General features: G+C 56.6%; 29 protein-coding genes. 24 read left to right on the top strand and 5 right to left on the bottom strand.

All coding sequences use genetic code 11. The features are described 5' to 3' along the window. Positions 1–17: 17 nt before the first annotated feature. Positions 18–788: a lipoate--protein ligase family protein gene (locus NBV64_RS12080; RefSeq protein ID WP_035272697.1), complete on the bottom strand. Its 771-nt coding sequence runs from the start codon at positions 786–788 to the stop codon at positions 18–20. Beyond that, positions 785–1,060, bottom strand: coding sequence for a lipoate-protein ligase small subunit (lplB, locus tag NBV64_RS12075; protein ID WP_022983275.1), 276 nt, complete (start codon positions 1,058–1,060; stop codon positions 785–787). The genes NBV64_RS12080 and lplB overlap by 4 nt, the downstream gene beginning before the upstream one ends. Positions 1,061–1,332: 272 nt before the next feature. Between lplB and rplS the strand changes: the two genes are divergently transcribed. Both rplS and NBV64_RS12065 read left to right on the top strand, forming a co-directional pair. Continuing rightward, complete coding sequence (gene rplS / locus NBV64_RS12070) at positions 1,333–1,707, top strand: 50S ribosomal protein L19 (RefSeq protein WP_003799181.1); 375 nt, start codon at positions 1,333–1,335, stop codon at positions 1,705–1,707. 153 nt (positions 1,708–1,860) lie between these two features. Next, entirely contained in the window at positions 1,861–2,532 is a 672-nt protein-coding gene (locus NBV64_RS12065; RefSeq protein ID WP_009455988.1) for an NUDIX hydrolase, read from the top strand. Between the two features lie 78 nt (positions 2,533–2,610). Here NBV64_RS12065 and rsgA read toward each other — a convergent pair whose 3' ends face one another. Together rsgA and NBV64_RS12055 are read right to left on the bottom strand one after the other, a co-directional pair. Next, on the bottom strand, positions 2,611–3,510 hold the full coding sequence (gene rsgA, locus NBV64_RS12060; protein ID WP_026482958.1) for a ribosome small subunit-dependent GTPase A: 900 nt from the start codon (positions 3,508–3,510) through the stop codon (positions 2,611–2,613). Next, complete coding sequence (locus NBV64_RS12055) at positions 3,507–4,754, bottom strand: M48 family metallopeptidase (RefSeq protein ID WP_035272704.1); 1,248 nt, start codon at positions 4,752–4,754, stop codon at positions 3,507–3,509. The genes rsgA and NBV64_RS12055 overlap by 4 nt, the downstream gene beginning before the upstream one ends. A gap of 43 nt (positions 4,755–4,797) precedes the next feature. Here NBV64_RS12055 and orn point away from each other — a divergent pair, with 43 nt between their 5' ends. The 15 genes from orn (at position 4,798) to NBV64_RS11980 (ending at position 19,065) form a co-directional block, all read left to right on the top strand. Beyond that, positions 4,798–5,343: an oligoribonuclease gene (orn, locus tag NBV64_RS12050; RefSeq protein WP_009455985.1), complete on the top strand. Its 546-nt coding sequence runs from the start codon at positions 4,798–4,800 to the stop codon at positions 5,341–5,343. Between the two features lie 285 nt (positions 5,344–5,628). Next, a complete protein-coding gene (gene paaA / locus NBV64_RS12045; RefSeq protein WP_009455984.1) occupies positions 5,629–6,621 on the top strand; it encodes a 1,2-phenylacetyl-CoA epoxidase subunit PaaA in 993 nt (330 codons plus the stop codon). 94 nt (positions 6,622–6,715) lie between these two features. Further along, a complete protein-coding gene (gene paaB, locus NBV64_RS12040) occupies positions 6,716–7,000 on the top strand; it encodes a 1,2-phenylacetyl-CoA epoxidase subunit PaaB (protein ID WP_003799192.1) in 285 nt (94 codons plus the stop codon). Positions 7,001–7,008: 8 nt separating this feature from the next. Further along, positions 7,009–7,773 (top strand): 1,2-phenylacetyl-CoA epoxidase subunit PaaC, encoded by a 765-nt coding sequence (gene paaC / locus NBV64_RS12035; RefSeq protein ID WP_035272706.1) that lies wholly within the window; start codon positions 7,009–7,011, stop codon positions 7,771–7,773. Positions 7,774–7,778: 5 nt separating this feature from the next. Beyond that, positions 7,779–8,279 carry a 1,2-phenylacetyl-CoA epoxidase subunit PaaD gene (gene paaD / locus NBV64_RS12030; protein WP_060185316.1) on the top strand — a complete coding sequence of 167 codons (501 nt, stop codon included), beginning with the start codon at positions 7,779–7,781 and terminating at the stop codon, positions 8,277–8,279. Positions 8,280–8,283: 4 nt separating this feature from the next. After that, positions 8,284–9,366 carry a 1,2-phenylacetyl-CoA epoxidase subunit PaaE gene (gene paaE / locus NBV64_RS12025; RefSeq protein ID WP_009455981.1) on the top strand — a complete coding sequence of 361 codons (1,083 nt, stop codon included), beginning with the start codon at positions 8,284–8,286 and terminating at the stop codon, positions 9,364–9,366. Positions 9,367–9,449: 83 nt separating this feature from the next. Further along, on the top strand, positions 9,450–11,114 hold the full coding sequence (gene paaN / locus NBV64_RS12020) for a phenylacetic acid degradation protein PaaN (protein WP_022983271.1): 1,665 nt from the start codon (positions 9,450–9,452) through the stop codon (positions 11,112–11,114). Between the two features lie 14 nt (positions 11,115–11,128). Next, entirely contained in the window at positions 11,129–11,920 is a 792-nt protein-coding gene (gene paaG / locus NBV64_RS12015) for a 2-(1,2-epoxy-1,2-dihydrophenyl)acetyl-CoA isomerase PaaG (RefSeq protein WP_009455980.1), read from the top strand. Beyond that, the gene (gene paaI, locus NBV64_RS12010; protein WP_009455979.1) at positions 11,920–12,381 is read left to right on the top strand and encodes a hydroxyphenylacetyl-CoA thioesterase PaaI; all 462 of its coding nucleotides are present in this window, start codon (positions 11,920–11,922) and stop codon (positions 12,379–12,381) included. Before paaG ends, paaI begins: the two co-directional genes overlap by 1 nt. Positions 12,382–12,455: 74 nt before the next feature. Then, positions 12,456–13,769 (top strand): phenylacetate--CoA ligase PaaK, encoded by a 1,314-nt coding sequence (gene paaK, locus NBV64_RS12005; protein ID WP_009455971.1) that lies wholly within the window; start codon positions 12,456–12,458, stop codon positions 13,767–13,769. Positions 13,770–13,900: 131 nt separating this feature from the next. Beyond that, complete coding sequence (gene acpS / locus NBV64_RS12000; protein ID WP_060185274.1) at positions 13,901–14,359, top strand: holo-ACP synthase; 459 nt, start codon at positions 13,901–13,903, stop codon at positions 14,357–14,359. Then, on the top strand, positions 14,356–15,411 hold the full coding sequence (nagZ, locus tag NBV64_RS11995) for a beta-N-acetylhexosaminidase (protein ID WP_009455966.1): 1,056 nt from the start codon (positions 14,356–14,358) through the stop codon (positions 15,409–15,411). The genes acpS and nagZ overlap by 4 nt, the downstream gene beginning before the upstream one ends. Further along, on the top strand, positions 15,374–17,197 hold the full coding sequence (gene uvrC, locus NBV64_RS11990) for an excinuclease ABC subunit UvrC (RefSeq protein WP_250757239.1): 1,824 nt from the start codon (positions 15,374–15,376) through the stop codon (positions 17,195–17,197). The genes nagZ and uvrC overlap by 38 nt, the downstream gene beginning before the upstream one ends. A gap of 39 nt (positions 17,198–17,236) precedes the next feature. Further along, positions 17,237–17,809, top strand: a complete 573-nt coding sequence (gene pgsA / locus NBV64_RS11985) for a CDP-diacylglycerol--glycerol-3-phosphate 3-phosphatidyltransferase (RefSeq protein WP_009455960.1) — start codon at positions 17,237–17,239, stop codon at positions 17,807–17,809. A 5-nt stretch (positions 17,810–17,814) separates the two neighbouring features. Next, positions 17,815–19,065 carry an MFS transporter gene (locus NBV64_RS11980; protein WP_031231865.1) on the top strand — a complete coding sequence of 417 codons (1,251 nt, stop codon included), beginning with the start codon at positions 17,815–17,817 and terminating at the stop codon, positions 19,063–19,065. 180 nt (positions 19,066–19,245) lie between these two features. Here the strand turns inward: NBV64_RS11980 and queF are convergent, their stop codons facing one another. Continuing rightward, positions 19,246–20,073, bottom strand: a complete 828-nt coding sequence (gene queF, locus NBV64_RS11975; protein ID WP_250755863.1) for an NADPH-dependent 7-cyano-7-deazaguanine reductase QueF — start codon at positions 20,071–20,073, stop codon at positions 19,246–19,248. A 308-nt stretch (positions 20,074–20,381) separates the two neighbouring features. Between queF and aceA the strand changes: the two genes are divergently transcribed. The 7 genes from aceA to ccoP all read left to right on the top strand — a co-directional run bounded on the left by aceA (position 20,382) and on the right by ccoP (position 26,861). Next, complete coding sequence (aceA, locus tag NBV64_RS11970; protein WP_009455950.1) at positions 20,382–21,689, top strand: isocitrate lyase; 1,308 nt, start codon at positions 20,382–20,384, stop codon at positions 21,687–21,689. 584 nt (positions 21,690–22,273) lie between these two features. Continuing rightward, positions 22,274–23,242, top strand: a complete 969-nt coding sequence (locus tag NBV64_RS11965; protein ID WP_250757238.1) for a hypothetical protein — start codon at positions 22,274–22,276, stop codon at positions 23,240–23,242. Position 23,243: 1 nt separating this feature from the next. Next, on the top strand, positions 23,244–23,429 hold the full coding sequence (gene ccoS, locus NBV64_RS11960; protein ID WP_009455947.1) for a cbb3-type cytochrome oxidase assembly protein CcoS: 186 nt from the start codon (positions 23,244–23,246) through the stop codon (positions 23,427–23,429). A 186-nt stretch (positions 23,430–23,615) separates the two neighbouring features. Further along, positions 23,616–25,103, top strand: coding sequence for a cytochrome-c oxidase, cbb3-type subunit I (gene ccoN / locus NBV64_RS11955; protein WP_021446465.1), 1,488 nt, complete (start codon positions 23,616–23,618; stop codon positions 25,101–25,103). A 10-nt stretch (positions 25,104–25,113) separates the two neighbouring features. Further along, positions 25,114–25,773, top strand: a complete 660-nt coding sequence (gene ccoO, locus NBV64_RS11950) for a cytochrome-c oxidase, cbb3-type subunit II (protein ID WP_009455946.1) — start codon at positions 25,114–25,116, stop codon at positions 25,771–25,773. Then, positions 25,774–25,947 carry a CcoQ/FixQ family Cbb3-type cytochrome c oxidase assembly chaperone gene (locus NBV64_RS11945; RefSeq protein ID WP_009455945.1) on the top strand — a complete coding sequence of 58 codons (174 nt, stop codon included), beginning with the start codon at positions 25,774–25,776 and terminating at the stop codon, positions 25,945–25,947. Further along, on the top strand, positions 25,944–26,861 hold the full coding sequence (gene ccoP / locus NBV64_RS11940; RefSeq protein WP_250755862.1) for a cytochrome-c oxidase, cbb3-type subunit III: 918 nt from the start codon (positions 25,944–25,946) through the stop codon (positions 26,859–26,861). The genes NBV64_RS11945 and ccoP overlap by 4 nt, the downstream gene beginning before the upstream one ends. Positions 26,862–26,875 lie beyond the last annotated feature (14 nt).

The raw sequence follows: 26,875 nt of genomic DNA, 5'->3' as shown, positions 1-26,875 counted from the left end.
GCTGTTCCAAGGGGCGATCAGGGCACCAGTTGTGTCCAGTCGTTTGACAGGAAACGGTCCCGTGCCAGTTTTTCGGCCTGCTCCAGTGTGGGTGTTTCCAGTGTGCGGGGTTGAAGTGCCGTCTTTTTGCGGAACACGTCCAGCATGGCTTCAATCACAGCCTCGCGGCTCATGCCGGTTTGACTGCGGATAGGGTCCACGCGTTTCTTGGCGCTGGTGGTGCCTTTGTCCGAGAGTTTTTCCTTACCGATGCGCAGGACTTCCAGCATCTTGTCAGCATCAATATCGTAGGCCATGGTCACATGGTGCAATACAGCATTGCCACGGCGTGCTTGTGCGGCGCCGCCAATTTTTCCACCAGCACTGGTAATGTCGTTCAGCGGTTGGTACCAGGCATCAATACCAATTTCCCGTAGGGCTTCGATCACCCAGGAATCCAGAAACTCGTAGGACTCCTGAAACGTCATGCCGGCTACAAACTGCTTGGGTACGCTAAGCGAATACGTTATGGTGTTGCCTGGCTCGATGAACATGGCACCACCGCCACTGATACGGCGCACGACGCGTATACCGTGACGGGCAGCTGCCTCGGCTTCAATTTCATTGCGCAGGGACTGGAAACGCCCAATCACCACTGCCGCTTCTTGCCACTCCCAGATGCGCAGGGTGGGGGCGCGGGTGCCTTCACTGACTTCCTGGGTGATGATTTCGTCCAGGGCCATATGCAGGGCAGCGGGTTGCGGCTCCATATGGACCAGTTCCCAGGGCAACTCGTTCCAGCTCATCATGCCAAGGCCCTCCGCACGACCACGCCAATGGCCTGCGGGTCCAGACCGAACATTTCGATGTCGGCAGGCAGGGCGCGGCTAACATGAGCCGCAATTTCTTCAGCACTGCTGTTGACGGACAGGCCCTGCAGGGCTTGATTGATCAGGCCCAGTGCTTCGGGAGGTTCCAGAAAAAAGTCGCCGCTCAATCGTGCTTGTTCGATCATATGATCTTTGACATCCAGATCGATCACGACCAGCTTGCCGCCAGGGACTTTGTATTCAGCATGCATAGACTGTGTCCTTTGATAAGGTCGGCCCCTTTTTGCCAAGGGGAGGGCGAATCGAGTAAATTTCCGCCTTTGCTGCGTTTAATACGGGGGCATCGTGCCCAAAGTGTCGTATTTTAGCGTAGTTAAACGCCGGGAAACGAAGCCCCGATCAGTCAAAAAGCTTGGTAATTCAGGCTTTTTGCTGATAGAATCATGGGCTAATCATTTTTTCATCCTCTGTCAGCGCGATTTTTATAATGTGTGCGGCTGATACGATGGTTTTGGAGTCAATCGTGGATTTGATCGCTATTCTTGAGCAAGAAGAAATCCAGCGCCTGACCGGTGGCAAGCTGCCTCCCGAGTTCGGTCCTGGTGACACTGTTGTTGTGAACGTAAACGTGGTTGAAGGTACGCGTAAGCGTGTCCAGGCTTACGAAGGCGTGGTTATCGGCCGTCGCAATCGTGGTCTGAACTCTTCTTTCATCGTTCGCAAGATTTCTTCGGGCGAAGCTGTTGAGCGTACATTCCAGCTGTATTCCCCTCAGATCGCCAGCATCGAAGTCAAGCGTCGTGGCGCTGTGCGTCGTGCTAAACTGTACTATCTGCGCGATCGCTCGGGTAAAGCCGCTCGCATCAAAGAAAAACTCGTTCGTCGTTCGGGTAACTAATTCCCAAGCGAACAGCGATGCAAAGGCACCCAGGCGGGTGCCTTTGTTTTTATGTGGGATCACATACCAGTTCTTATGGATAAGCCTCGTATCAGGCCCGTTATCGTTCCTGGATTCGACCCTCGCAGCCAGCCTCTGGTTGCATTAGACTCTTTGCCTGAATTGCCTGCTCAGGCCCAGCAACTGGATTTTCTACGTAGCGCTTTTGCCCAGCCCATACAGTGGCAGGTCGAGCCTTTGTTTCGCAGCTCCTTTTATCCAGAGTTTTTGCCCGGTTCCATGAATGTGCGCTCCGCCGTCTGTATTGGTGTGATGCAGCGCCCCGAAGGGCCCACCGTTATTTTTACGCGTCGGGCCATGCACTTGCACAATCATGCAGGGCAGATCAGTTTTCCCGGCGGACGTATTGAAGCCTCGGATCTGGGGCCGGTCGAAGCCGCCTTGCGTGAAACCCAGGAAGAGATCGGCATCGAGCCGCGCTTTGTGCGTTATCTGGGTCAGCATCCTATTTTTGTCACCAGTACCCAGTTTGCGATGCGCCCCATTATTGGCGAGCTGCAAGAGGGTTTTCAGGTGTTGCCCGATAGCTCTGAAGTGGCCGAGGTCTTTGAAGTGCCCTTGTCGGTCCTGCTGGACCCGCAGCGTCATCAATTGCATCACGCCGATTTGCCGGACGGGGCAGGGCGTTACTACTTCTCCATCCCTTGGGGGCCGTACTTTATCTGGGGTGCCACGGCGGTCTTGATCCGTAATCTTTACCACCACTTGTCGGCTGCCTGGGTGCAGTTGTCTGCCGGTGGAGACACTCACGCCAAAAGCCTGTAATCAGGTCTGACAGGCGGGCGCTTTGCAGCGTATTCCGCCTTCACAAAAAAGGGGCATTTTGCTTTGCCCCTTGTTCCCCTAATAACGTGGCTTGTTTTCGTGCTCGGCCAGCAAACGCTGGTATAGCGCGTGCCGTTCAGGGTGAATGCTGCCGGCTTCGATGGCCGCCAGCACGCCACAGCCCGGTTCATGCCTGTGGGTGCAGTTATAAAAGCGGCAAGACTCCACCGCTTTTCGGAAATCGGGGAAGCCGTGCGCAATATCTTCCTGTGTCATATGCGACAGGCCAAAGGCCTGGAAGCCGGGGCTGTCGATCAGGTCGCCGCTATTAGGCAGGTGATACAGGCGGGTGCTGGTGGTTGTGTGTCGGCCCGCCCCCAAGGCTTGCGAGTATTCCTGGGTCAGCGCGCCGGCATCCGGGACCAGGGCATTGAGCAGGGTGGATTTACCCATGCCGCTTTGCCCCAGCAGCAAGGTACGTTTGTTCGCCAGCCAGGGGGCCAGCGCTTCCCGTGTCTGTTCTGGTTCCAGCGCCACCATTTCCAGAATAGGGACGCCCAGGGCGGCGATAGGGGCCAGCTTGGCGCGTGCGCGCTCCAGGTGGGTGCTCAGATCGGCCTTGTTCAGAATAATCACCGGCTCAATATCCACACTCCAGGCCGCGACCAGGGCGCGTCCCAGCAAGTCTTCGGAGTAAACGGGTTCTGGTGCCACCACAATCAGAAGCTGATCAATATTGGCGGCAAACTGCTTGGTGCGGAAGTCGTCAGAGCGATATAGCAGATTGCGCCTTTCTTGCACCGCCTCAATAGAGCCTTCCCCTTTGGCCTGCATCAACACATCGACTTGATCGCCAACCGCAATCCCGGCTTTTTTTCCACGAGGGAAGCACTTGATCGTTTCGCCATCAGGCAGTTCGACAAAGTAGTGACGACCATGGGCGGCGGTCACCAGACCGCTAAGGTATTTAGATGTCATGCCAGGCTTTTCAGGTGTCGAATGCGATCAATCGCGTTGGGGTGGCTATCGTAAAAGGCAGAGTGCATAGGGTCGGGCGTCAAGGTTGCGGCATTGTCGTTATAGAGCTTGAGCAAGGCGCTGATCAAGTCCTGGGCCTGGCTGTGCTGGGCGGCAAAGCTGTCGGCCTGATATTCGTCCCGGCGCGAGAGCAGGGCGCTCAAGGGGCCCATCCAGAAGGTGAAGGTAGGCACCACCATAAAGAACAGGATCAGGGCCAGGGCGTCGTTGGGGCGACCTAACTGGGGAATCACGCCCAGCCCGGTATAAAAGCCCACCTTGCCCCAGGCCCAGCCGGCCAGCAGAAAAAAGATCAGGGATGTGAATACGCTGATCAGCAGACGGCGCTGGATATGGCGATGCTTGAAGTGGCCCAGCTCATGCGCCAGCACGGCTTCTACTTCTTCGGGCTGCAGCTTGTTCAGCAAGGTATCAAAAAACACGATGCGCTTTTGGCGACCCAGGCCGGTGAAGTACGCATTGCCATGGGCGGAGCGGCGCGAGCCATCCATCACATACAAGCCGTTGGTTTGAAAGCCGCAACGTTGCGCCAGGGCATTGATGCGTTCACGCAGGCTGGCATCTTCCAGTGGTTTGAAGGTATTGAAAATAGGGGCGATAACGCGCGGGTACAGCCACAGCACCAGCAGATTGAAAACCAGCCACAGACCCCAGCCGTACCAGGGCCAGGACGGGCCGGCCCAATCCATCAGGCTGAGCAGGGCGGCACACAAGGGTGTACCCAGAATCAGGACGATGATCAGAGTTTTTGCGGTATCGGCAAAGAACAGGGCAGGCTTCATGCGGTTAAAACCAAAGCGCGCTTCCAGTACAAACTTGCGATACCAGGCAAAAGGCAGGCCCACGACACCCATAATCGCCAGGACCGTGCCAATCAGGGTTAGCTGACGCAGCAGTTCATGACTGATCCAGTTGCCCAGCGTGACATCCAGCCATTGCAGACCGCCCAGCAGCGTAAAGCCCAGCAAGACCAGGGCCTCTACCAGACGCTCGCTTAAACCCAGCCGGGTGCGTGCGATGGTGTAGCGTGCCGCACGTTGATGGCTATGCAGGCCAATGCGTTCGGAAAATTCGGCCGGCACCTCGTTCTGATGACGATAAACGTGCCGGATCTGCCGCAGGCCTAAATAAAAGCGCAGCAAAACGTCTGCAAGCAGAAAGATAATGAACAACAAAGTCAGCATGTAGGCGGCTATATGTAAAATGGGCGTTTTGAGGAATGATTATATGGCGGTTCATACACAGCGTCTGGTCTGGCTCGATATGGAGATGACAGGACTGGATCCGGACAAAGAGCGCATCATCGAAGTTGCGGTCGTGGTAACAGAAGCAGACTTGACTCTGGTGGCGGAAGGCCCGGTTCTGGTGGTTCATCAAAGCAATGCATTGCTCGATGGCATGGACGCCTGGAACAAGGGTACGCATGGCCGTAGCGGCCTGATCGACAAGGTCAAAGCTTCTACCCTGACCGAAGCGCAAGCCGAGGATCAGTTGCTGGAATTCCTGAAAGAGCACGTACCGGCTGGCAAGTCGCCCCTGTGTGGCAACACCATCAGCCAGGACCGTCGTTTCATGTACCGCTACATGCCTCGTCTGGAGGCTTTCTTCCACTATCGCAATCTGGATGTCAGCACTCTGAAAGAACTGGCCTTGCGTTGGAAGCCTGAAGTGGTTAAAAGTTTCGTCAAGCAAAGCCGCCACGAGGCCTTGGCCGATATTTACGAGTCCATTGACGAGCTGAAACACTACCGCGAGCACTTCATCCGTCTGTAAACGGGAAGGGCAGGCAGGGCGGAAGGTGTGCGGGTCCCAGCACGGTTCGTGAGCGCGCTGCAGCTGTAGGCGGGGACACATTGGCAGGATCAAAACCGAGATAGCGATTTGTCGCACCTCGGTTTTTTTACGTCTAAGTATTTACCCTTAAAGTATCTGCTTCAAGGTCATATGATACGGTTTTACGATTGACATCACATTTTTCGTATTAAATAATGAAGTGTATATGGTTTGCGTCGAAACAAATTTGTTTGGGCGCTTTCTGCACTCTTACCGGGGATGGTCATGTATGCACAACTTGTAGAGACAGGCGTCAAGCAGGTCCAGGATATCGAGCAGATGTCCGACGAAGAGCGTCGGTTCCAAGAGCGCATCGATGAGGGTGTCCGCATCGAAGCCAGGGACTGGATGCCCGAAGCCTATCGCAAAACCTTGGTTCGCCAGATTTCTCAGCACGCGCACTCCGAGGTTGTCGGGATGCTGCCCGAAGGTAACTGGATTACTCGCGCCCCTTCGCTCAAGCGCAAAGCCATCTTGATGGCCAAGGTGCAGGACGAGGCCGGTCACGGTCTGTACCTGTACAGCGCGGCCGAAACGCTGGGCGTAAGCCGTGACAAGCTGGTCGACGATCTGCTGTCGGGCAAAGCCAAGTACTCCAGTATTTTTAACTACCCAACATTGAACTGGGCCGATATCGGCATGATCGGCTGGCTGGTCGATGGCTCGGCCATCATCAACCAGATTCCGCTGTGCCGCTGCTCCTACGGTCCTTATGCCCGTGCCATGGTGCGCGTGTGCAAGGAAGAGTCCTTCCACCAACGCCAGGGTTACGACTTGCTGATTCAGATGTGCCTGCACGGTACGCCGGAGCAAAAGGCCATGGTTCAGGATTCCATCAACCGCTGGTGGTGGCCTGCCTTGATGATGTTCGGTCCTTCGGATGCGGACTCCACCAACAGCGCCCAGTCCATGCAGTGGAAGATCAAGCTGTTCTCCAACGACGAACTGCGCCAGAAGATGGTGGACCAGACCGTGCCTCAGGCCGAGTACCTGGGTCTGACCATTCCTGACCCTGATCTGCGCTGGAACGAAGAGCGCGGTCACTACGACTTTGGCGAGATCGACTGGGAAGAATTCTGGGCGGTGATCAAGGGCAATGGTCCCTGTAATCGTGAGCGACTCGAAGCCCGAGTCCAGGCCCACGAGAACGGCGCCTGGTTCCGTGATGCACTGGATGCACATGCCCAAAAGCAGGAAGCCGTCCGCAAGGTGGCCTGATCAAGAAGGCTAGGAAACCAGCACGGTTTCTGATTCGATCCGATTCGCAGCAGGCGCTTTGACAGCGCCGCTGCACAGCAAGGAATTTTCAGTTATGAGCAAGAACGATTGGCCCCTGTGGGAAGTTTTCATTCGCAGCCAGCATGGCTTGGCCCACAAGCACGTAGGCAGCCTGCATGCTCCGGACGCCGAAATGGCCATCAACAATGCCCGTGATGTGTACACCCGCCGTAACGAAGGCGTGAGCATCTGGGTCGTACGTGCAGCCGATATCGCTGCTTCCAGCCCTGGTGACAAAGGCCCGCTGTTCGAGCCATCCAACACCAAGGTCTACCGTCACCCTACGTTTTTCCCCATGCCTGACGGCATCAATATGTAGGAACTGGTATGGACAAAGCTTTGTTTTCCTACGCCCTGCGCATGGGCGATTCCACCCTGGTGCTGGCTCAGCGCCTGGGTGAGTGGACTGGCCACGGCCCGGCTCTGGAAGAAGAACTGGCCTGTGCCAATACGGCACTGGACTTGCTGGGTCAGGCCCGTATGTGGCTGACACTGGCAGGTGAGACCGAAGGTCAGGGCCGGGACGAAGATCGTCTGGCCTATCACCGAGACGTCCACGAGTACACCAACTACTTGTTGGTGGAGCGCGAGAATGGTCACTACGGCGACACGCTGGCACGTCAGTTCCTGTTTGATGCCTGGCATTGCTTCCTGCTGGAGCAGTTGATCGAATCCAGCGACGAGCAGATTCGCGAGATTGCCCAGAAGGCACATAAAGAAGTGCTGTATCACCTGCGCCGCTCGACCGACTTGATCGTGCGCCTGGGTGATGGCACCCCGGAAAGCCACAAGCGCATGCAAAAAGCCATTGATGATGCCTGGTTCTACCTGGGTGAGCTGTTCCTGGATGACGAGGTCACCGAGGAACTGGCTCAGCGTCAGGCTGTGCCGTTGATGGCCAGCCTGTGGCAGCCTTGCCTGGAGTACATCCAGAATGCGCTGGAGCGCGCCACCTTGCGTTGCCCGGCCGAGCAGGATGCTCAGCACAAGGCCTACCGTGGTGGTCCCCAAGGCCGTCACACGGAAGCGTTAGGGTTTCTGTTGGCAGAAATGCAGCACCTGCCACGTATGTATCCTGACGCCACTTGGTGATCGCCATGACACAGACCTGGAGCACCGAGCAGGTCATGCAAGTGCTGGCCACGGTTCCAGACCCGGAGATCCCCGTGATCTCCCTGCTGGACCTGGGCATTGTGCGTGACGTGAGTTGGGAGCAGGACGTGTGTGTGGTCACCATCACACCGACCTACTCCGGTTGTCCGGCGATGTACGAGATGAGCCACTCGATTGAACAGGCCTTGCAACAGGCCGGTATCGAGCAGGTTCGGGTGGATACCAAGTTGTCACCGGCCTGGACGACCGATTGGATGAGCGAGCAGGGCAAGCTGGCCTTGCGCGACTACGGTATCGCTCCTCCGGCCCAAAGTGCGGTTGATATTTCTGGTTTGCTGCGTCAGCCCGAGGCGCCCGTGGTGGCTTGTCCTCAATGCAGCTCCACGCATACCCGGGTGATCAGCCAGTTTGGCTCCACACCCTGCAAGGCGCTGTATCGCTGCATCAGTTGCGGTGAACCATTCGATTACTTTAAGGCGCATTAGTCCTATGAGTCAGTTTTATTCTCTTCCTGTGGCCTCGGTCTCCCGCAGCACCCGCGACGCCGTGGTGGTGGCCTTTACCGTGCCCGAGGATTTGCAGGATGTGTTTCAGTTTCGTCCCGGTCAGTACCTGACCTTGCGCACTCACCTGGATGGCCAGGAATTGCGCCGCTCCTACTCGATCTGTGCGGCTCCGCACGATCGGTTGCTGCGCGTGGCGATCAAGCGTGTGAATGATGGCGCTTTCTCCACCTGGGCCAATAGTCATCTGGAAGCGGGCGCCACCCTGGAAGTGATGCCGCCTGATGGCAACTTCACCGTGGACTTTGATCCCAGCCAGGCCCACCGTTACGCCGCCTTTGCGGTCGGTAGTGGCATTACACCGATTCTGTCGCTGGTAAAAACCGCGCTGGATACCGAGCCCAAGTCCACTTTCACGCTGTTTTTCGGTAACCGTGCTTCCTCGGCCATCATGTTCCGCGAAGAGATCGAGGACCTGAAAAACACCTATATGGAACGTTTCTCCATCGTGTATATCATGAGCCGGGAAACGCAGGATATCGACCTGTTCAACGGCCGTCTGGATGGCGAAAAAGTGCGTCAGCTGATGCAGCAATGGTTCGATCCGGCCAGTGTGGACGTGGCCTTTGTGTGTGGCCCCCAGGACATGAGCGAGCAGGTGGTTGCTGCCTTGCAGGAAAACGGCCTGGAAAAATCCCAGATCAAGTTCGAGCTGTTCGGCGCTCCCAAAGGCCCACGAGCACTACGTACGGGCGAAGAGTCGCGCAAGGCTCCGGGCAAGGAAGAGTGCGAGCTGACCGTGATTCAGGACGGCATTACCCGCAACCTGACTATCAGCAAAAGCAACAGCAGCATTCTGGACGCGGCACTGGAGCAAGGGCTGGAATTGCCTTACTCCTGTAAAGGTGGGGTTTGTTCTACCTGCCGTTGCAAAGTGGTAGAGGGCGAAGTGGACATGGACGCCAACTTTGCATTGGAAGATTACGAAGTAGCCCGCGGTTTCGTGCTCAGTTGCCAAAGCTTTCCGGTTACCGACCGGGTGGTGATTGACTTCGATCAGGAAACCTAAGACCGCAGCAACATAGCGGTTTTTCAAGAATCTGGACGCCAGCTTCCCAGCTTGGCGTCCTACTAGTTTCAGGAGCACATTGTATGGCAGCAGATTTTTTCAAGACGCATCAGGCAACGCTGGATCAGGCTTTGAGCAGTATTCTGGAGCGCAACTTCTGGAGCGCTTATCCTGAAAATCCCAGCCCGCGCGCCTACGGTGAAACCGCGGCTCAGGATGGTCAGGCTGCTTTTGAAGCCTACCGTGGCAAAGCCTTTCCCTTGACGCTGGAAGGCGCACAAGGTGAAGTCGGCAACGAGCAATCGCCTTTTGGTTTTGATCTGGGCATTAGCTACCCCAAAGTGCCGGTGGACCAATTGCTGGCTCAGTCGCAACTGGCGCTGGACAGCTGGCGCGATGCTGGCCCGCAAGCCTGGGTTGGCATTTGCTTGGAAATCCTGCATCGCTTGAATCAGCGCAGCTTCGAGATCGCTCACGCTGTGCAGCACACCACGGGTCAGGGCTTCATGATGGCCTTCCAGGCCGGTGGCCCCCACGCCCAGGAGCGTGCGCTGGAAGCCGTGGCCTACGCCTGGCAGGAAATGTCCCGTATCCCCGGTCTGGTTGACTGGATCAAGCCCCAGGGCAAGCACGATCCCATCCAGATGAAGAAACAGTTCAAAGTCGTGCCCCGTGGCATTGGTCTGGTGATTGGTTGCTCCACCTTCCCGACCTGGAACGGTTACCCCGGTCTGTTTGCCTCGCTGGCAACCGGTAACACCGTAATTGTGAAGCCGCACCCTGGCGCGATTCTGCCTCTGGCCATTACCGTTGCTGTCGCCCGCGAAGTGCTGGCCGAAGCCGGCTTCAATCCTAATGTGGTCTTGCTGGCCGCTCACGAGCCATCGGAAGACACCGCCCAGCAACTGGCACTGAACAAGGCCGTCAAGCTGATCGACTTTACCGGCAGCAGCCAGAACGGTAACTGGTTGGAAGAAAATGCTCGCCACGCCTTGGTCTACACCGAAAAAGCCGGTGTGAACCAGGTCATCATTGATTCGGTTGAGGATTTCAAGGCGGTTGCCCGCAACCTGGCGTTCTCCTTTGCGCTGTACTCCGGCCAGATGTGTACCGCCCCTCAAAACATTTACGTGCCTCGTGACGGTATCCGTACTGCCGATGGCGTGATGAGCTTTGACGAAGTGGCTCAAGGTCTGGCCCAGGCAGTGCAAAAGCTGGTGTCCGATCCGGCCCGTGCCGTTGAAATTACGGGTGCCGTGCAAAACGAAGCCTGCGCACAGCGTATTGATCAGGCTCGCCAATTGGGCATGCCTATCCTGGCTGACAGCCAGACGCTGGAACACCCCGCATTCCCCGGTGCCCGCGTACGTACACCGTTGGTTTTGCAGGCCCGTGTGGATCAGCCCGAGATTCAACAAGAATGGTTCGGCCCCATCGTTTTTGTGGTGCAAACCGATTCGACCGAGCAAAGCATTGAAGTGGCAGGTCGCAACGTGATCGAGCACGGCGCACTGACCTTGTCGGCTTACAGCACCGATGATGCCGTGACCGCCAAGATTCAGCGCATGGCCGAGCGTTCCGGCGTATCCCTGTCCCTGAACCTGACCGGCGCTGTGTTCATCAACCAGACCGCAGCCTATAGCGACTTCCACGGCACCGGCGCCAACCCGGCTGCCAACGCATCTCTGTCGGATTCGGCCTACGTTGCTAACCGCTTCCGCGTCGTTCAGACTCGCTGGCATTTCTAAAGGAGGGTGGCCAGGTGACTGACCAAAGTATTCAATTTCAGCTGGAAAATGGCGTAGCACGCATTACCTTGAATCGTCCCGACAAGCTCAACAGCTTCACGGCCGATATGCACGGCGAGCTGGCTCAGGCTCTGGATAAAGTAGAACAGTGCGCGGATCTGCGTGTGCTGATTCTGACCGGTAATGGCCGTGGCTTTTGCGCCGGCCAGGACCTGTCCGAGCGTCAGATGAGCGCGGGCGATGCCCCCGTGGATCTGGGTGCCACCATTGAAAAATTCTACGCACCGCTGGTGCGCCGTCTGCGTGCGCTGGCGGCCCCTGTGGTGGTGGGTGTCAATGGTGTGGCCGCCGGTGCTGGCGCGAACCTGGCTCTGGCCGGCGACATCGTGATCGCCACTCGTTCGGCCAGCTTCATCCAGCCATTCTGCCGCCTGGGCTTGCTGCCTGACACTGGCGGTACCTTCTTCCTGCCTCGTCTGGTGGGCACGGCACGCGCGATGGGCCTGTCTTTGCTGGGTGACAAGCTCTCGGCCGAGCAGGCAGCGCAGTGGGGCCTGATCTGGGAATGCGTGGACGATGACGCTTTCCAGGCTCGCCTGAACGAACTGGCTGCCCATTTTGCGCAGGCACCGACCAAAGGTCTGGCTTACGCCAAGAAAGCGATTTATGCCAGTGATGCCCATTCGCTTGATCAACAGTTGGATCTGGAGCGCGACTTGATGCGTGAACTGGGTGCATCCGAGGATTACCGCGAGGGTGTTAATGCATTCCTGGGCAAGCGTGCCCCCCAATTTAAAGGAAAGTAATGCAAAGCAACGCAATGGCTGTTGAAGACCCACAAGCACTGGCCGAGCAGGTCAGTGACCATATGTATGGCAATGACCAGGCATCTCAGGCTTTGGGCCTGAGCCTGGATAGCGTGGCACCGGGCAAGGCCGACATGAGTATGACGGTGCGCGCCGACATGCTCAACGGGCACAAGACCTGTCACGGTGGTTTCATTTTTGCGTTGGCTGACAGCACCTTTGCGTTTGCCTGCAATTCTCGCAATGCACCGACTGTTGCGTCCGGCTGCACTATCGATTACCTGGCTCCTGCCTTTGAAGGGGACGTCCTGACCGCTCGTGCGGTCGAGGCCTCCCTGGCCGGTCGCACCGGGGTGTATGACATCGAGGTGGTCAACCAGAACAACAAGCGCGTTGCCTTGTTCCGTGGGCGCTCGTACCGGCTGAATGGCACGGTACTGGGCGGGATTGAAAAAAAATAATTTTTTGACGATACATACCCTGTAGACCCGGGGGGGTCGGAAGTACCACACCAGCGGCAGGGCAGGAGTACACCATGACAGCAATTAAAGAACAGGTTGGCCGCGATGCCATTGAGCATGCAAGTGTTGACGAAATCCGCAACTTGCAGCTGGAGCGTCTGAAATGGACGCTAAAGCATGCTTACGAGAATGTGCCGCACTATCGGCAGAAATTTGACGAAGCGGGCGTGCACCCCGACGATTTGAAGCAGTTGTCGGACATTTCCAAGTTCCCTTTCACGACCAAGCAGGACCTGCGTGACAACTACCCCTTCAAGATGTTTGCGGTTCCCCGTGAACAGGTGGCACGCGTGCACGCTTCCAGTGGCACCACGGGCAAGCCAACCGTGGTGGGCTACACCGCCAATGACATCTCCACCTGGGCCGATCTGTTTGCCCGTTCCATGTGGGCGGCCGGTGCCCGCCCCGGTGATATTGCCCACGTGGCTTACGGCTACGGCCTGTTCACTGGCGGTCTGGGTGCGCACTACGGTGCCGAGCGTCTGGGTTGTACCGTGGTTCCCATGTCCGGTGGTCAGACTGAAAAACAAGTTCAGCTGATTCAGGATTTCCGTCCCGACGTGATTCTGGTTACCCCTTCGTACTTCTGCAATATCGTCGAAGAGATCGAGCGCCAGGGCATGGACCCCCGCGATACCTCCTTGCGTATCGGTATTTTTGGTGCCGAGCCCTGGACCGGCCAGATGCGTCTGGATATTGAGCAGCGCGCTGGCATCGACGCCGTGGACATCTACGGTCTGTCCGAAGTGATGGGCCCGGGCGTGGCCATGGAGTGTGTGGAAAGCAAGGACGGCCCAGTGGTATGGGAAGACCATTTCTACCCCGAAATCATCAATCCTGAAACCGGCGAGCCTGTGGCTGAGGGTGAAAGTGGTGAACTGGTCTTTACCTCGCTGAGCAAGGAAGCCATGCCCGTCATTCGCTACCGCACTCGCGACCTGACACAACTGTTGCCGCCCACTTCGCGCAGCATGCGCCGTATTGGCAAGATTACGGGCCGCAGCGACGATATGGTCATTGTGCGTGGCGTGAACCTGTTCCCGACCCAGGTCGAAGAACTGGTTCTGAAGATGCCCGAGCTGGCCGCCCAGTATCAGTTGGTATTGAGCCGTAACGGCAATATGGACGAACTGGAAATTCTGGTTGAAGTGCGTCCCGAGTTCAATCACCTGAACGACGCCGAGCGCGAGCAAATGGCCCGTCGTCTGAGCCACTCCATCAAGACCTTTATCGGTGTCAGCGCACGAATTCGTGTGCAGTCCTCCGGCATGGTCGAGCGTACTGTGACGGGCAAAGCCAAACGTGTGATCGACAAGCGCGCGTTCTAAGTCTGGCGGATTGACGTCAAAAAAACGGCTCTGCTCTGGCAGGGCCGTTTTTGTATTCCGCGCTCTCACGGTATCATTGCAAGCTGGTAGGCGGCTCAGGCCGCTTTTGCAGTATTTTTTCTGATGACATCATGCCCCCAATACCGTCCGGTTTGATTGCCGGCATCGGCACCGACCTGATCCGTATCGAGCGGATCGAGCGCGCCTTGGCTCGCCATGGTGATCGCTTTGTAAAGCGCATTCTGGGCGAGCAGGAGCGAGAGGTCTATGCCCGCCGTCAGGCACGCGACCCGGTGCGCGGCCTGCGCTATCTGGCCACCCGTTTCGCAGCCAAGGAAGCTTTTTCCAAAGCGGTGGGGCTGGGCATGCGCATGCCTATGGCCTGGTCACGCATGCAAACTTTGAACGCGCCTGGTGGCCGCCCGGTAGTGCGCCTGTCTGCTGATTTGCAAGACTGGTTTGACGCCCGCTTCGGGGCCGTTCATATTTCCCTGACAGATGAATCCGATATGGCCATGGCCTTTGTGGTACTGGAAGCCAAAGCGCCTGCCATTCCTTCCTTATCCTTAGCTGAGTCTGATACTAAATGAGTTCTTCCTCGCAAGCAGTACTGCCTCCGGGCCCGGTCATGGTGGACGTGCAGGGCATGGTCCTGACGGATCAGGAGCGTGAGCGCCTGCGCCACCCTCTGGTCGGTGGCGTGATCCTGTTCAGCCGCAACTTTGAAAATCGTGCTCAGCTGACCGCCCTGTGCCAGTCCATTCACGAAGCGCGAGATGAGCCATTGCTGATCGCCGTGGACCATGAGGGGGGCCGGGTACAGCGTTTCCGCGAGGATGGCTTTACCACGCTGCCCGCCATGAGCCAGTTGGGTCAACTGTGGACGCGCGATGCGGTCAAGGCCGCTGCTGTTGCCGCCGATACGGGCTATGTGCTGGCGGCCGAGCTGCGCGCTTGCGGCGTGGACATGAGCTTTACGCCGGTACTGGATCTGGACTGGGGTGTCAGCAAGGTGATTGGTGATCGCTCTTTCCACCGTAATCCCCGTGCCGTCTCCATGTTGGCAGCCGGCTTGATCCGTGGTTTGAACAAGGCCGGTATGGCTGCCTGCGGCAAGCACTTTCCTGGCCATGGCGGTGTAGAGGCAGATTCGCATCACGAGATTCCCGTTGACGATCGTACGCTGGAAGAGATTCTGGACGAGGATGCTGCTCCTTACGGCTGGCTGGGCACCTTGCAGCTACCTTCGGTGATGCCTGCTCACGTGATTTATTCCAAAGTGGACCCGCTGCCAGCCGGCTTTTCGTCATACTGGATTCAGCGTGTGCTGCGCAAGGCCCTGGCTTATGACGGCGTGATTTTTTCCGACGACCTGACCATGGAAGGCGCCACTGTCGTGGGCGATATCCTGGCACGTGCTCAGGCCGCCTTGGGGGCCGGTTGCGACATGGTGCTGGTATGCAATCGTCCTGATCTGGCCGACGACTTGCTCTCGCGCCTGGATTTCACGATTTCCGAGGAATCGCAAAACCGCATTCGTCGTTTGATGCCGACGACGCCAGCCCTGGATTGGGACGCTTTGCAAGCGGATGAACACTATCAATATGCCCGCGGACTTCAATCTAAAATCCTATCTGTCTGATTTGCCGAATCTGCCGGGCGTGTACCGGCACATCGACGAACAGGGCGAGGTACTGTATGTGGGCAAGGCGCGTGATCTCAAGCGCCGTGTCAGCTCGTACTTCCAGAAAACGCTGAGCAGTCCCCGTATTGCCCATATGGTGGCGCGCGTCGCGCGCATCGAGGTAACCGTTACCCGCAGCGAGGCCGAGGCCTTGCTGCTGGAAAACAACCTTATCAAGCGCCTGCGGCCGCGCTACAACATTCTTTTCCGGGACGACAAGTCCTACCCCTACCTGATGATCAGCGCCCACCAGGCGCCGCGTATTGCCTATTACCGGGGCAGTACCAGCGGAAAAGGGCATTTTTTCGGCCCTTATCCCAACTCCTGGGCAGTGCGTGAAACCATTCAGATCCTGCAACGGGTGTTTCGTTTGCGGACCTGTGAAGACAGCGTGTACGCCAACCGCAGCCGTCCCTGTTTGCTGCATCAGATCGGGCGCTGTTCGGCCCCCTGTGTGAACTTGATCGCGCCCGAGCAGTATCAGCTGGATGTGCAGCGCGCCATCAGCTTTCTGGACGGGAATACCTCTGAAATTCTGGGCGAGCTGCAAGAGCGCATGATGCAGGCTTCGGACTCGCTGGATTTCGAGCAGGCAGCGATTTTGCGCGACCAGATGAAAGCCCTGTCCGCCGTACTGCAGCAGCAAAGCATGGAGCAGGTAGGCAAGGAAGACGTAGACATTATTGTGGTGCTGAACGCCGGTGGTAAGTTCTGTGTGAACCTGGCCATGGTGCGTGGCGGCCGTCACTTGGGTGACCGTGCTTTCTTCCCCACCCAAATCAACGATGACACCCCTAGCGATGTGCTGGCCGCGTTTATCGCCCAGCACTATCTGGAGCGCCGCATGCCGCCGGTTCTGGTCTGTTCGCACGCTTTGCCCGATGCAGACCTGATGCCATTGCTGGCTGAGCAAACCGGTGTGAAGGCGCGTGTGGTGGTGCGCCCCCAAGGGGTACGCAAGATCTGGCTGGAGCAGGCCACCAAGAATGCCGGCCTGGCCTTGGCCCGTGTGCTGAGCGAATCCACCGCTCGCGCTGACCGTACCCGAGCCCTGGCCGAAGCCCTGCAACTGGACCTGGATGAGGCCCAGCTTGATACCCTGCACATCGAATGTTTCGATATCAGCCATACAGCAGGGGAGGCCACCCAAGCCTCGTGTGTGGTTTATAAACACCACGAGATGCAGAACTCGCTTTATCGCCGCTACAACATTGCAGGCATCACGCCCGGCGATGATTATGCGGCCATGCGCCAAGTGCTGAACCGACGTTTCTCGCGGGTTGCCGAAGGTTTGGCGCCTTTGCCCGACATTGTGTTGATCGACGGTGGCAAGGGGCAGGTGGAAATTGCCCGCCAGGTTTTTGTGGAACTGGGCCTGGATATTCACGTCCTGGTCGGCGTTGCCAAGGGTGAAAAGCGTAAAGTAGGTCTGGAAACCCTGGTATTTGCCGATGATCGCCCGCCTGTGGCTTTGGGTGTGGAGTCGGCGGCACTGATGCTGGTCGCTCAGGTGCGTGACGAAGCGCACCGTTTTGCCATTACGGGCATGCGTGCCCAACGTGCCAAAACGCGCAATGTGTCACGCCTGGAAGATATTGACGGGATTGGCGCCAAACGGCGTCAGCGTCTGCTGGCTCGCTTTGGTGGTTTTAGTGGCGTTGCGGACGCAAGTATTGATGAGCTTAGTGCGGTTGATGGAATATCCACTGAACTGGCCGAACGCATTTATCATGCTTTACGATAGGCGAGAGCCTTTGTTTTAAATTAGGTTGGTATCCAAGCTATGCCTTTTAATCTGCCCATAGCCCTGACGTGGCTTCGCATCGTTCTGATCCCCTTGATCGTCGCCCTGTTTTATCTGCCAGCGAATTGGCTGAGCATGGAAACACGCGATCTGTGGGCCGCTTCGGTGTTTATCGTGGCCGCCGCAACGGACTGGTTTGACGGCTGGCTGGCTCGCCGCTGGAACCAGACGTCCTCATTCGGGGCCTTCCTGGACCCGGTTGCGGACAAACTCATGGTCAGTGCCGCTTTGCTGGTCTTGCTGGATCTGGGCCGTGTGGACGCCTTTATCGCCCTGATTATTATTGGCCGCGAAATCACCATTTCGGCATTGCGGGAATGGATGGCCAAGATTGGTGCCAGTGGTAGTGTGGCTGTTCACCGCTTGGGTAAATTCAAGACTGCGGCGCAAATGGTTGCCATTCCTTGTCTGCTGTACTGGTCGCCTGTCATGGGCCTGCCGACACGGATCATTGGGCAAGCCCTGATTATTGTCGCTGCAGTCCTGACGGTCTGGTCCATGTGCTATTACTTGCAGAAGGCCTGGCCGGAAATCAAGAAAAAGCAGCTTTAAGTTAAATGGCTAATTCATCAACAACGACGCTGGATGGGGCGGGGCCTGACGGTTCACAGGACTGGCGGGTTATTGGCGTTATTGGTATCGCCCACGCCAGTTCGCACTTCTTTCAGCTGATTCTGCCCACACTGTATATTTCCCTGGGCCAAGAGTTCGGTTACGACTTCCTGACCTTGGGTGGTCTGGTGACCACCTTTTATCTGGTGTCCTGTTTTGGGCAGGCCTCTTCCGGTTTTCTGGTTGACCGCATCGGCGCCTTGCCGGTCCTGAAAGTGGGTCTGTCCTGTTTTGTGGTGGCGGCCTTGCTGATCGGGACGGCCAATGGCTATGGAATGCTGTTGGCGGCTGCCTTGATCGGTGGCGTGGGCAATGCCGTGTTCCACCCGGTGGATTACTCCATCCTGAATCATCGTGTCAGCCCGGCTCGTTTGGGCCACGCTTTTAGCGCACACGGTTTGACTGGGAATCTGGGCTGGGCCCTGACGCCGGTCTTTATCACCACGCTGACTATTTACTTTAACTGGCGTGTTGCCGTGCTGTCGGCGGCAGCCCTGATTGCGGCTATTCTGGTGCTAGTCCTGATCAACCGGGATGCCTTGGCGGGACGTACAGCCTCGGGAACAGCGCCTGCACGTCCACAGAGCAAAGAATCGGTTTGGACGACGCTATCTACTTTGCTGTCCCGTCCTTCCCTGTGGGGTGCCTTCCTGTTCTTTGCCTTTGCTACGGCAGCGATGGCCGTGGTGCAGAACTACACCATTCCTATGCTGCATAACACCTATGGCATTGATAAGGTGACGGCGGGTACGGCTTTGTCCGGTTTCATGCTGGCCTCGGCAGCGGGCATGTTTGTGGGTGGCTTTATTGCTTCCACGACACCACGTTCTGAATTGATTGTGTTTGTGTCCCTTTGCGTATCGGGCGCTTTGTTGCTGGTACTGGGGGCAGGTTGGGTCATGCCTTCGCTGGCCTTGTTCGTGGTGGGCGCGGCTGGCTTTTGCTCGGGTATTGCCTCGCCATCGCGGGACATGCTGATACGTCGTGTCACTCCCAAAGGGTCTACCGGCGCAGTGTATGGCCTGGTGTACTCGGGCATGGACGTAGGTTCTTCCCTGGCACCAGTGGGCTTTGGTTTGCTGCTGGACGTGGGTTTGACCCAGGCTCCCTGGTACGGCGCAGCCATCGGGTATTGGACTGCGGCTGGCCTGGCGGTGTATGTGGCTTCTACCGTAAGCCGTGCGGCCAAATCCTGATTGGCTTGAAGCTATTCATGGCTACTTGGAAAGCCCTAAAAGAGAACCCCAAAAACCTGTCAAGTTTTTGGGGTTTTTTCTTGCCCTGGCTGCGTCTTGCTGCGGAGTTTGGCACCTTGAATCCAGAAAGGCGTATTGGCCCTCCTGGTTCAAACATCTCTAGCTGGCTTTATATAGAGATCACTGACGCGCCAGGCGAGGTTCGTCCACGCTATCCGCGTGGCTGCTGCGCCAGGGATTGATGTCCAGGCCACCGCGGCGGGTATAACGCGCGTACACCAGCAAACGCTCGGGCTGGCAGCTTTGCTGGATATCGCTGTAGAGGCGTTCTACACAATGTTCGTGGAACTCGGTATGCCGGCGCAGTGAGACGATATAGCGCAACAAGGAAGCCGGATCAATCTGCGGGCCGGTATAGCGTACTTGCACACTACCCCAGTCGGGCTGGCCGGTAACGGGGCAATTGGACTTGAGCAAATCAGAAACCAGGGATTCGGTCACGATGGGGGCATCTGGCAGGCATTGCAGCAAGCCGCTTTGTGGCGTGTAGTCCTGAATGCTGATGTCCAGCTCATCAATGCAATGGCCTTCGAGCTGACGGATAGGCTGGCCGTTCAAGGCCTTGAGCGGAATCAGCGTCACATTGACAGCGGCACCGGCAACCGCGCTCAAGTCTTGCTCCATGCGCTGCACAAGGCTGGCCACATCTTCCACCACTTCATCATTGAACGAGTTCAGATAAAGCTTGAAGGATTTGGACTCGATGATGCGTGGGCTATTCCAGGGAATAACAAAGCGCGCCAGTGCGACGACAGGCTTGCCTTTGGGATTGAGCCAGGAGATCTCGTAACCGTTCCAGATATCGGCGCCATGCCATTGCTCGGGAAGCTGAAGCGCCTGGCGGTTCAGGGAGCGCTCAATACCAAACAGGACACTGGGGTCGTACTGTGTGGGATAAACCACATCGTGCCCAAGAGGCGAGTCTTTAAGAGGGGAGTTGTTGCTCATTGACGGGTGCTGCAGAAATAAAACGGGAAACCGGTGCAGCGAGCAGGCGCTCACCGGGCGGTATAAAGGCGATTATCCCACATTGTGAAATCCTTGTCTCAGTATGCAAAAAACGGCTTGCGCGCCGCACAGATTTTCATTTCACAAACAGGTAAGTCATTTCATATCTCGAAATTAATTATATATCTATATGATTTTTAAAAGAAAAATATTTACTCTTATATAAGATAGAAAACATGGATGCAGTGCAGCATTTGGGTAGACTGTAGTCATCTTGTTCACTGTTAAATCCATCTTAGGAGTTCACCATGAATGCTCGAGAAACTGAGATCCGCAATTTGCAAAAACGCTGGGCAGAAGACCCACGCTGGCAAGGTATCAAGCGTGGTTACACCGCTGAGGAAGTGATTCGTTTGCGTGGTTCTCTGGTTGAGGAGCACACCCTGGCTCGCCGTGGTGCTGAGCGTCTGTGGCAGTCCATCAATCAGGAACCCTTTGTGAACGCACTGGGCGCCCTGACGGGTAACCAGGCCATGCAACAGGTCAAGGCCGGTTTGAAAGCGATTTACCTGTCGGGTTGGCAAGTGGCTGGCGACGCTAACAGCGCTGGCGAAATGTACCCTGACCAGTCGCTGTACCCCGTCAACTCGGTGCCATCCGTGGTGCGTCGCATCAACAACTCCCTGGCCCGCTGTGATCAGATCCAGTGGATGGAAGGGGTGAACCCGGGTGACGAAGGCTACGTGGATTACTTCGCTCCTATCGTGGCCGACGCGGAAGCCGGTTTCGGTGGCGTGCTGAACGCATTTGAACTGATGAAGGCCATGATTGTGGCTGGCGCTGCTGGCGTTCACTTCGAGGACCAGCTGGCTTCGGCCAAGAAGTGTGGTCACTTGGGTGGCAAAGTGCTGGTGCCAACTCGTGAGGCCATCTCCAAGCTGGTGGCTGCTCGTCTGGCTGCTGACGTTCTGGACGTTCCCACCATTCTGGTTGCCCGCACTGATGCGGATGCAGCGGACCTGATCACCAGCGATGTGGACGAGTACGATCGCCCCTTCATTCTGGATGAGCGTACGGTGGAAGGCTTCTACCGCACCCGTGCCGGTCTGGATCAAGCCATTGCCCGTGGTCTGGCCTACGCTCCTTACGCCGACCTGGTCTGGTGCGAAACCTCCACACCGGATCTGGAGTATGCCCGCCGCTTCGCGGAAGCCATCCACCGTCAGTTCCCTGGCAAGCTGCTGTCCTACAACTGCTCGCCATCGTTCAACTGGAAGAAGAACCTGGACGACGCCACGATTGCCAAGTTCCAGCGCGAGCTGGGTGCCATGGGCTACAAGTTCCAGTTCATCACTCTGGCTGGTTTCCACGCACTGAACTACGGCATGTTCGAGCTGGCCCACGGCTACGCCCGCAACCAGATGAGCGCCTTCGTTCAACTGCAGGAAAAAGAGTTCGCCGCTGCACCCCTGGGCTTTACCGCTGTGAAACACCAGCGCGAAGTGGGTACAGGCTACTTTGATGCTGTCACTCAGACAGTTGAAGCCGGTAAGTCCTCGACGACCGCACTGGCCGGCTCCACAGAAGCCGAGCAGTTTGCGCCCTCCGAGGCATAAGCAGGACAGGGAAGGGTAGATAGCCCCTTCTCTGGTTGCAGGCAGCCCACCGTACGCTCCAGTCGGTGGGCTGCTTTTTTATTGGCACACTTTTTTGCTTAAAAACTACATATTTCAAATATCAAATTTGAAGGCTTGATATTTGGTGGCAGCTGTTTTGAACAGACTTTGAAAGTATGGAAAGAGGGAGCGGAAACAAGCCCGAAAAGGCTTGTAAAGCGGGTGGTCAGACCTGCCTGTTCTTCAATTCAAGGTGCACGTTTGCGTGGATTGATTTGCATTCACAGCGCTACATTATTTCGTCATGAAAAGTCTTGATAATCAAGGCATTCTCATAGGGAAAAGGCGTGGTAGACTTTGGCCGCGCAAGGGACGCACAAGCAGTGCGAAATCCTTGTCCTGTGTTGCGGATGGAATAAAAAAAAGGCTGCCAATAAGCAGCCTTGAAAGCATTGAACAGTTAGCGCCGCGTTGGGGGGGTAACGGCCTGAACAAGATGCATAAGGACAACGATATAGGATCGAAGCAAAGTCGTATTGATTTAAATCAAGAATGAAGAAATATCAGTGGCTTATAGTCCTTCCATGCGCGCATATTCGATTTTTTCTCTTCCAAAGCCCCTCACCGACGAGCAGCGGTCGCGTCGACGACACACATTAGCCCGTTTGGGCCTGTCCTGGCTGGCTGCCATGCAGGTGATGATGTTTGCTTTCCCCGGTTATATGCGCTCCTTCAGCACCCGCGCTGAAGACATTGAATCCCTCTCGCAAGTCATTGTGCTCATGAACTGGGCGGGTCTGTGCTTGACCATGCCTGTCGTGCTGTACTGTGCCTGGCCCATCCTGAAAGGGGCTGTCAAAAGCTTGTCCGAAGGTCGTGTAGGCATGGATGTGCCGGTGGCCTTGGGTATTGTGGGTGCCTTCCTGCCTAGCGTGTACAACACCTGGATCCAGCAGGGTGAGGTGTACTACGACTCGGTCACGATGTTCGTGGCCTTTTTGCTGACTGCCCGTTATCTGGAGCTTTGCGCGCGCCAGTCGGTGACGCAGTCCGCATCCCATGACCTGATCGAACGCTTTCGCCAGTCTGTGACAGGTCATGCCAATACTCTGGCATTCTGGTTTGTCAGCATTCAGCTGGTATTGGCCGCCGCATTTGGTCTGGTCTGGTACTGGATGGACCCTTCGCATGTCGTTCCCGTTGTGGTTGCCATGCTGGTCATGAGCTGTCCCTGTGCCATGTCCATGTCGGTGCCTTCGGCCGTCGCTTCGGCGCATGCCGGTTTGCTGGCCCGACCTGCCAAGAATGAATTTGAAGTTGTACAACTGACCCAGCAAACCGGCCGCATCGCCCGTCAAAACCTGTACGGTTCGATTGTCTGGCACTTGCTCATGACTCCTTTGGCGGCCTTGGGCATTGTGGCTCCCTGGCTGGCCGCCGTCAGCATGCTGGTGTCCTCTTTGGCCGTGGCGGCCAACTCCTGGCGCATCTATCGCAGCCGCACCCGCGAGGTGCCGGCTCAGTGGCCCGGTCCAGCAGCAAGGCAGGGCTGATATGTTTGGCTCTTTGCTGGTCCTGATCCCCATCTCCATTTTCCTGGTCATTGTTATCGGCGTCTCTTTCTGGTGGGCCATTTTTGCTGGCCAGTTTGAAGATACGGGCAATGCGGCTGATTCCATCTTGCTGGACGACGACTCCACAGCGGGTTTGTCGGGAGCAGAGCGTCCACCCGATTCCTGATACCTTCCAATTTTTTTGTTTTTTAGCCCTGCAAATGGTCGGCGACACACAGTCTGCGGGGCGGAAACACGCGCGAGCGCGTGCTTTCCGAAGTTTTTTGATAAGCATCAAGTAGCAGATTACCGACTTGCTGGATGATGTAGCTTGTTGTCGCTTGTATTAACAATGTTTGTTTAGGGGAAGCAAATGGGCACTTCCGATGCAGTCGGAAATAACGCCGAAGTCTTCAATTACGGGATTGTGAGGCAGTTCGCCATCATGACCGTATTTTGGGGCGTCATCGGCATGGCAATAGGCCTTTTTATTGCCTTGCAGTTGATTTGGCCAGAACTCAATTTCGACACACCGTGGCTTAGTTTTGGACGTCTGCGTCCACTGCATACGAACGCTGTGATTTTTGCCTTTGGTGGCACCGGCTTGTTCGCGACATCCTACTATGTCGTGCAGCGTACCTGTCAGGCCCGTTTGTTCTGCGACAAGCTGGCAGCCTTCACCTTCTGGGGTTGGCAAGCCGTGCTGGTGGCCGCGGTCATTACCCTGCCTATGGGTTACACCAGCTCCAAAGAGTACGCCGAACTGGAATGGCCGATTGACATCCTGATCACGCTGGTCTGGGTGGCTTACGCCATTGTGTTCTTTGGCACGATCGTCAAGCGCCGTGTGCGTCACATTTATGTGGCCAACTGGTTCTTTGGCTCCTACATCGTTACCATCGCTGTACTGCACATTTTCAATAACCTGGAACTGCCAGTCAGCTTCATGAAGTCCTACTCGGCCTACGCCGGTGTGCAGGACGCCATGGTGCAGTGGTGGTACGGCCATAACGCCGTGGGCTTTTTCCTGACCACGTCCTTCCTGGGCATGATGTACTACTTCATCCCCAAACAGGCCAACCGCCCCATCTACTCCTACCGTTTGTCCATCGTTCACTTCTGGGCTCTGGGCTTTACGTACATGTGGGCAGGTCCTCACCACTTGCTGTACACCTCCTTGCCAGACTGGACTCAGTCCCTGGGCATGACTTTCTCCCTGATTCTGCTGGCTCCCTCCTGGGGCGGCATGATCAACGGCATCATGACTTTGTCGGGTGCCTGGCACAAGCTGCGTACTGACGCGATCCTGAAGTTCATGGTTGTGGCTCTGTCCTTCTACGGTATGTCCACCTTTGAAGGCTCCATGATGGCTATCCGTACGGTGAACGCGCTGTCGCACTACACCGACTGGACCATTGGTCACGTGCATTCCGGCGCGTTGGGCTGGGTTGCCATGATTACCTTCGGTTCTCTGTACTACCTGATTCCCCGTCTGTACGGCCGTACTGAAATGGCTCGTCCTCGTCTGATCGACCTGCACTTCTGGCTGGCTACCCTGGGTGTGGTGCTGTATATCGCCGCGATGTGGATTGCCGGTGTGATGCAAGGTTTGATGTGGCGTGCTACCGGTGTTGATGGCACCTTGACGTACAGCTTTGTGGAAGTCGTGAAAGCTACTTACCCCTTTTACGCAATCCGTGCTTTGGGCGGCGCCTTCTTTGTGGCCGGCATCTTGCTGATGTCCTGGAACGTGTTCCTGACCATCCGTGCAGGCGAGAAAGGCATCAACCCTGTTGTGCCCCTCAAGAACCCAGACGCCCGCGATCCAGCCCTGGTGGGGCCAACCCCTGTGCTGGCCTAAGGAGTAAATCATGGCTAATGACACTAAAAAGCGCTTTTCACACGCCACGATCGAGAAAAATACCGGGTTGTTGATCATCCTGAGCATCTTGGTGATCTCGTTCGCAGGTCTGGTTCAGATTGTGCCCTTGTTCTTTCAACACTCGACGACCCAGCCCACTGAAGGTATTGAGCCATACGAGCCTTTGCGACTGATGGGACGTGACATCTACATCCGTGAGGGTTGTGTGGGCTGTCACTCGCAGCAGATTCGTATGCTGCAGTCCGAAGTGCAGCGTTATGGTCCTTACTCGCTGGCTGGGGAGTCTGTCTATGACTACCCCTTCCTGTGGGGTTCCAAGCGTACTGGTCCTGACCTGGCCCGTGTTGGTCAGCGCTACAGCGACGAATGGCACCGCATTCACCTGCGCAACCCACGTAACGTGGTGAAAGAGTCCAATATGCCCGCCTACCCATGGCTGCAGAAAAACTCGGTCGAAGGTGAAAACATTCAGGATCGCATGAAGGTATTGCGTACGTTGGGTGTCCCCTACACGCAGGAACAAATTGATGCTGCTCCTCAGGAGCTGGTAGGCAAGACCGAAGAAGATGCGGTGGTTGCTTACTTGCAGGGCCTGGGCGTAGCCAGTCGCGACGCAGCTGCTAGGGCTGTGGAGCAGGGGAGCCACTAAATGCTAGCCATCATCAACGGTGTTATGACTGCTTTGGCGATGGCGACCTTCCTTGGCATTTGCTGGTGGGCGTTCTCTCGGGGACGCCGCCAGGCCAACGAAGAAGCCGCGCTTCTGCCTTTCGCCTTGCCCGACGAGGGATGCAACGATAAAAACCCTGGGGGTTCCGAATGAGTGACTTTTTTAATAATGGCTGGAGCCTCTGGATTGCCGGCATCGCCTTGTTAGGCATCATATTTTGTTTGTGGCTGTTATTTACTCAGCGTGCATTTCTGGGCAAGACGGTCGATGTGGAAGAAACCGGCCACGTCTGGGATGGTGACCTGACCGAGCTGAACACGCCGGTGCCTCGCTGGTGGACCGTGATGTACATCGGTTTGTGTGTGTTTGCCTTGGGTTACCTGGTGCTGTATCCCGGCCTGGGCAGTTTCAAGGGCACATTGGGGTTTAGTTCCGGCCAGCAGGTCAAGCAGCAACAGGCCGAGATTAATGCTCGCCTGGAGCCTGTGTACGCCCGTTACCGCGAAATGCCTATTGAAGAGATCGCTCGCGATCAGGAAGCCCGCGAAATTGGTCAGCGCCTGTTTCTGAACAACTGCGCCCAGTGTCACGGCTCTGATGCGCAGGGTTCTCCCAGCTTCCCTAACCTGGCCAATAAAGCCTGGTTGTGGGGTGGCGAGCCCGAGCAGATTCTGCACACCATTACCGAAGGTCGTACCGGGATGATGCCGCCACAAGCGCAATTCACCCCCGCTCAAGCCTCCGACGTGGCTCAGTATGTGCGTTCCTTGTCCGGCCTGGCTGCAGATCCTCTGCGTCTGGTGGCTGGTAAGCGTGTCTATGACAGCGCATGTTTTGCCTGTCACGGTGCGGATGCCAAGGGCAACACCTTGTTGGGCGCTCCTGATCTGACGGACGATTACTGGTTGTATGGCAGCTCCGAAGCCACCATCGTTCAGACCGTCTTGCAGGGCCGTACCAACCAGATGCCGGCTCAGAAAGCCACTTTGACTCCTGAGCAGATTCGTTTGCTGGCGGGTTGGGTCTGGGGCTTGTCGAACAATGCCGAGCCTGCCCAGGCTAACTAATGTGTTTTAAATTG

The organism is Alcaligenes sp. DN25, from assembly GCF_023674485.1.
Lineage (GTDB): Bacteria > Pseudomonadota > Gammaproteobacteria > Burkholderiales > Burkholderiaceae_B > Alcaligenes > Alcaligenes phenolicus.
This window is presented reverse-complemented; position numbering and strand designations above follow the sequence as displayed.

Bases quoted from the DNA above. Each gene is read 5' to 3' on its own strand.
- NBV64_RS11945 (WP_009455945.1), top strand. From the start codon at position 25,774: ATGCTAGCCATCATCAACGGTGTTATGACTGCTTTGGCGATGGCGACC.
- paaN (WP_022983271.1), top strand. From the start codon at position 9,450: ATGGCAGCAGATTTTTTCAAGACGCATCAGGCAACGCTGGATCAGGCT.
- ccoN (WP_021446465.1), top strand. From the start codon at position 23,616: ATGGGCACTTCCGATGCAGTCGGAAATAACGCCGAAGTCTTCAATTAC.
- pgsA (WP_009455960.1), top strand. From the start codon at position 17,237: ATGCCTTTTAATCTGCCCATAGCCCTGACGTGGCTTCGCATCGTTCTG.
- acpS (WP_060185274.1), top strand. From the start codon at position 13,901: ATGCCCCCAATACCGTCCGGTTTGATTGCCGGCATCGGCACCGACCTG.
- paaE (WP_009455981.1), top strand. From the start codon at position 8,284: ATGAGTCAGTTTTATTCTCTTCCTGTGGCCTCGGTCTCCCGCAGCACC.
- aceA (WP_009455950.1), top strand. From the start codon at position 20,382: ATGAATGCTCGAGAAACTGAGATCCGCAATTTGCAAAAACGCTGGGCA.
- orn (WP_009455985.1), top strand. From the start codon at position 4,798: ATGGCGGTTCATACACAGCGTCTGGTCTGGCTCGATATGGAGATGACA.
- NBV64_RS11965 (WP_250757238.1), top strand. From the start codon at position 22,274: ATGCGCGCATATTCGATTTTTTCTCTTCCAAAGCCCCTCACCGACGAG.
- ccoS (WP_009455947.1), top strand. From the start codon at position 23,244: ATGTTTGGCTCTTTGCTGGTCCTGATCCCCATCTCCATTTTCCTGGTC.
- queF (WP_250755863.1), bottom strand. From the start codon at position 20,073: ATGAGCAACAACTCCCCTCTTAAAGACTCGCCTCTTGGGCACGATGTG.
- nagZ (WP_009455966.1), top strand. From the start codon at position 14,356: ATGAGTTCTTCCTCGCAAGCAGTACTGCCTCCGGGCCCGGTCATGGTG.
- NBV64_RS12080 (WP_035272697.1), bottom strand. From the start codon at position 788: ATGATGAGCTGGAACGAGTTGCCCTGGGAACTGGTCCATATGGAGCCG.
- ccoP (WP_250755862.1), top strand. From the start codon at position 25,944: ATGAGTGACTTTTTTAATAATGGCTGGAGCCTCTGGATTGCCGGCATC.
- rsgA (WP_026482958.1), bottom strand. From the start codon at position 3,510: ATGACATCTAAATACCTTAGCGGTCTGGTGACCGCCGCCCATGGTCGT.
- paaD (WP_060185316.1), top strand. From the start codon at position 7,779: ATGACACAGACCTGGAGCACCGAGCAGGTCATGCAAGTGCTGGCCACG.
- paaB (WP_003799192.1), top strand. From the start codon at position 6,716: ATGAGCAAGAACGATTGGCCCCTGTGGGAAGTTTTCATTCGCAGCCAG.
- paaA (WP_009455984.1), top strand. From the start codon at position 5,629: ATGTATGCACAACTTGTAGAGACAGGCGTCAAGCAGGTCCAGGATATC.
- uvrC (WP_250757239.1), top strand. From the start codon at position 15,374: ATGCCCGCGGACTTCAATCTAAAATCCTATCTGTCTGATTTGCCGAAT.
- paaI (WP_009455979.1), top strand. From the start codon at position 11,920: ATGCAAAGCAACGCAATGGCTGTTGAAGACCCACAAGCACTGGCCGAG.
- lplB (WP_022983275.1), bottom strand. From the start codon at position 1,060: ATGCATGCTGAATACAAAGTCCCTGGCGGCAAGCTGGTCGTGATCGAT.
- paaC (WP_035272706.1), top strand. From the start codon at position 7,009: ATGGACAAAGCTTTGTTTTCCTACGCCCTGCGCATGGGCGATTCCACC.
- NBV64_RS11980 (WP_031231865.1), top strand. From the start codon at position 17,815: ATGGCTAATTCATCAACAACGACGCTGGATGGGGCGGGGCCTGACGGT.
- paaK (WP_009455971.1), top strand. From the start codon at position 12,456: ATGACAGCAATTAAAGAACAGGTTGGCCGCGATGCCATTGAGCATGCA.
- NBV64_RS12055 (WP_035272704.1), bottom strand. From the start codon at position 4,754: ATGCTGACTTTGTTGTTCATTATCTTTCTGCTTGCAGACGTTTTGCTG.
- ccoO (WP_009455946.1), top strand. From the start codon at position 25,114: ATGGCTAATGACACTAAAAAGCGCTTTTCACACGCCACGATCGAGAAA.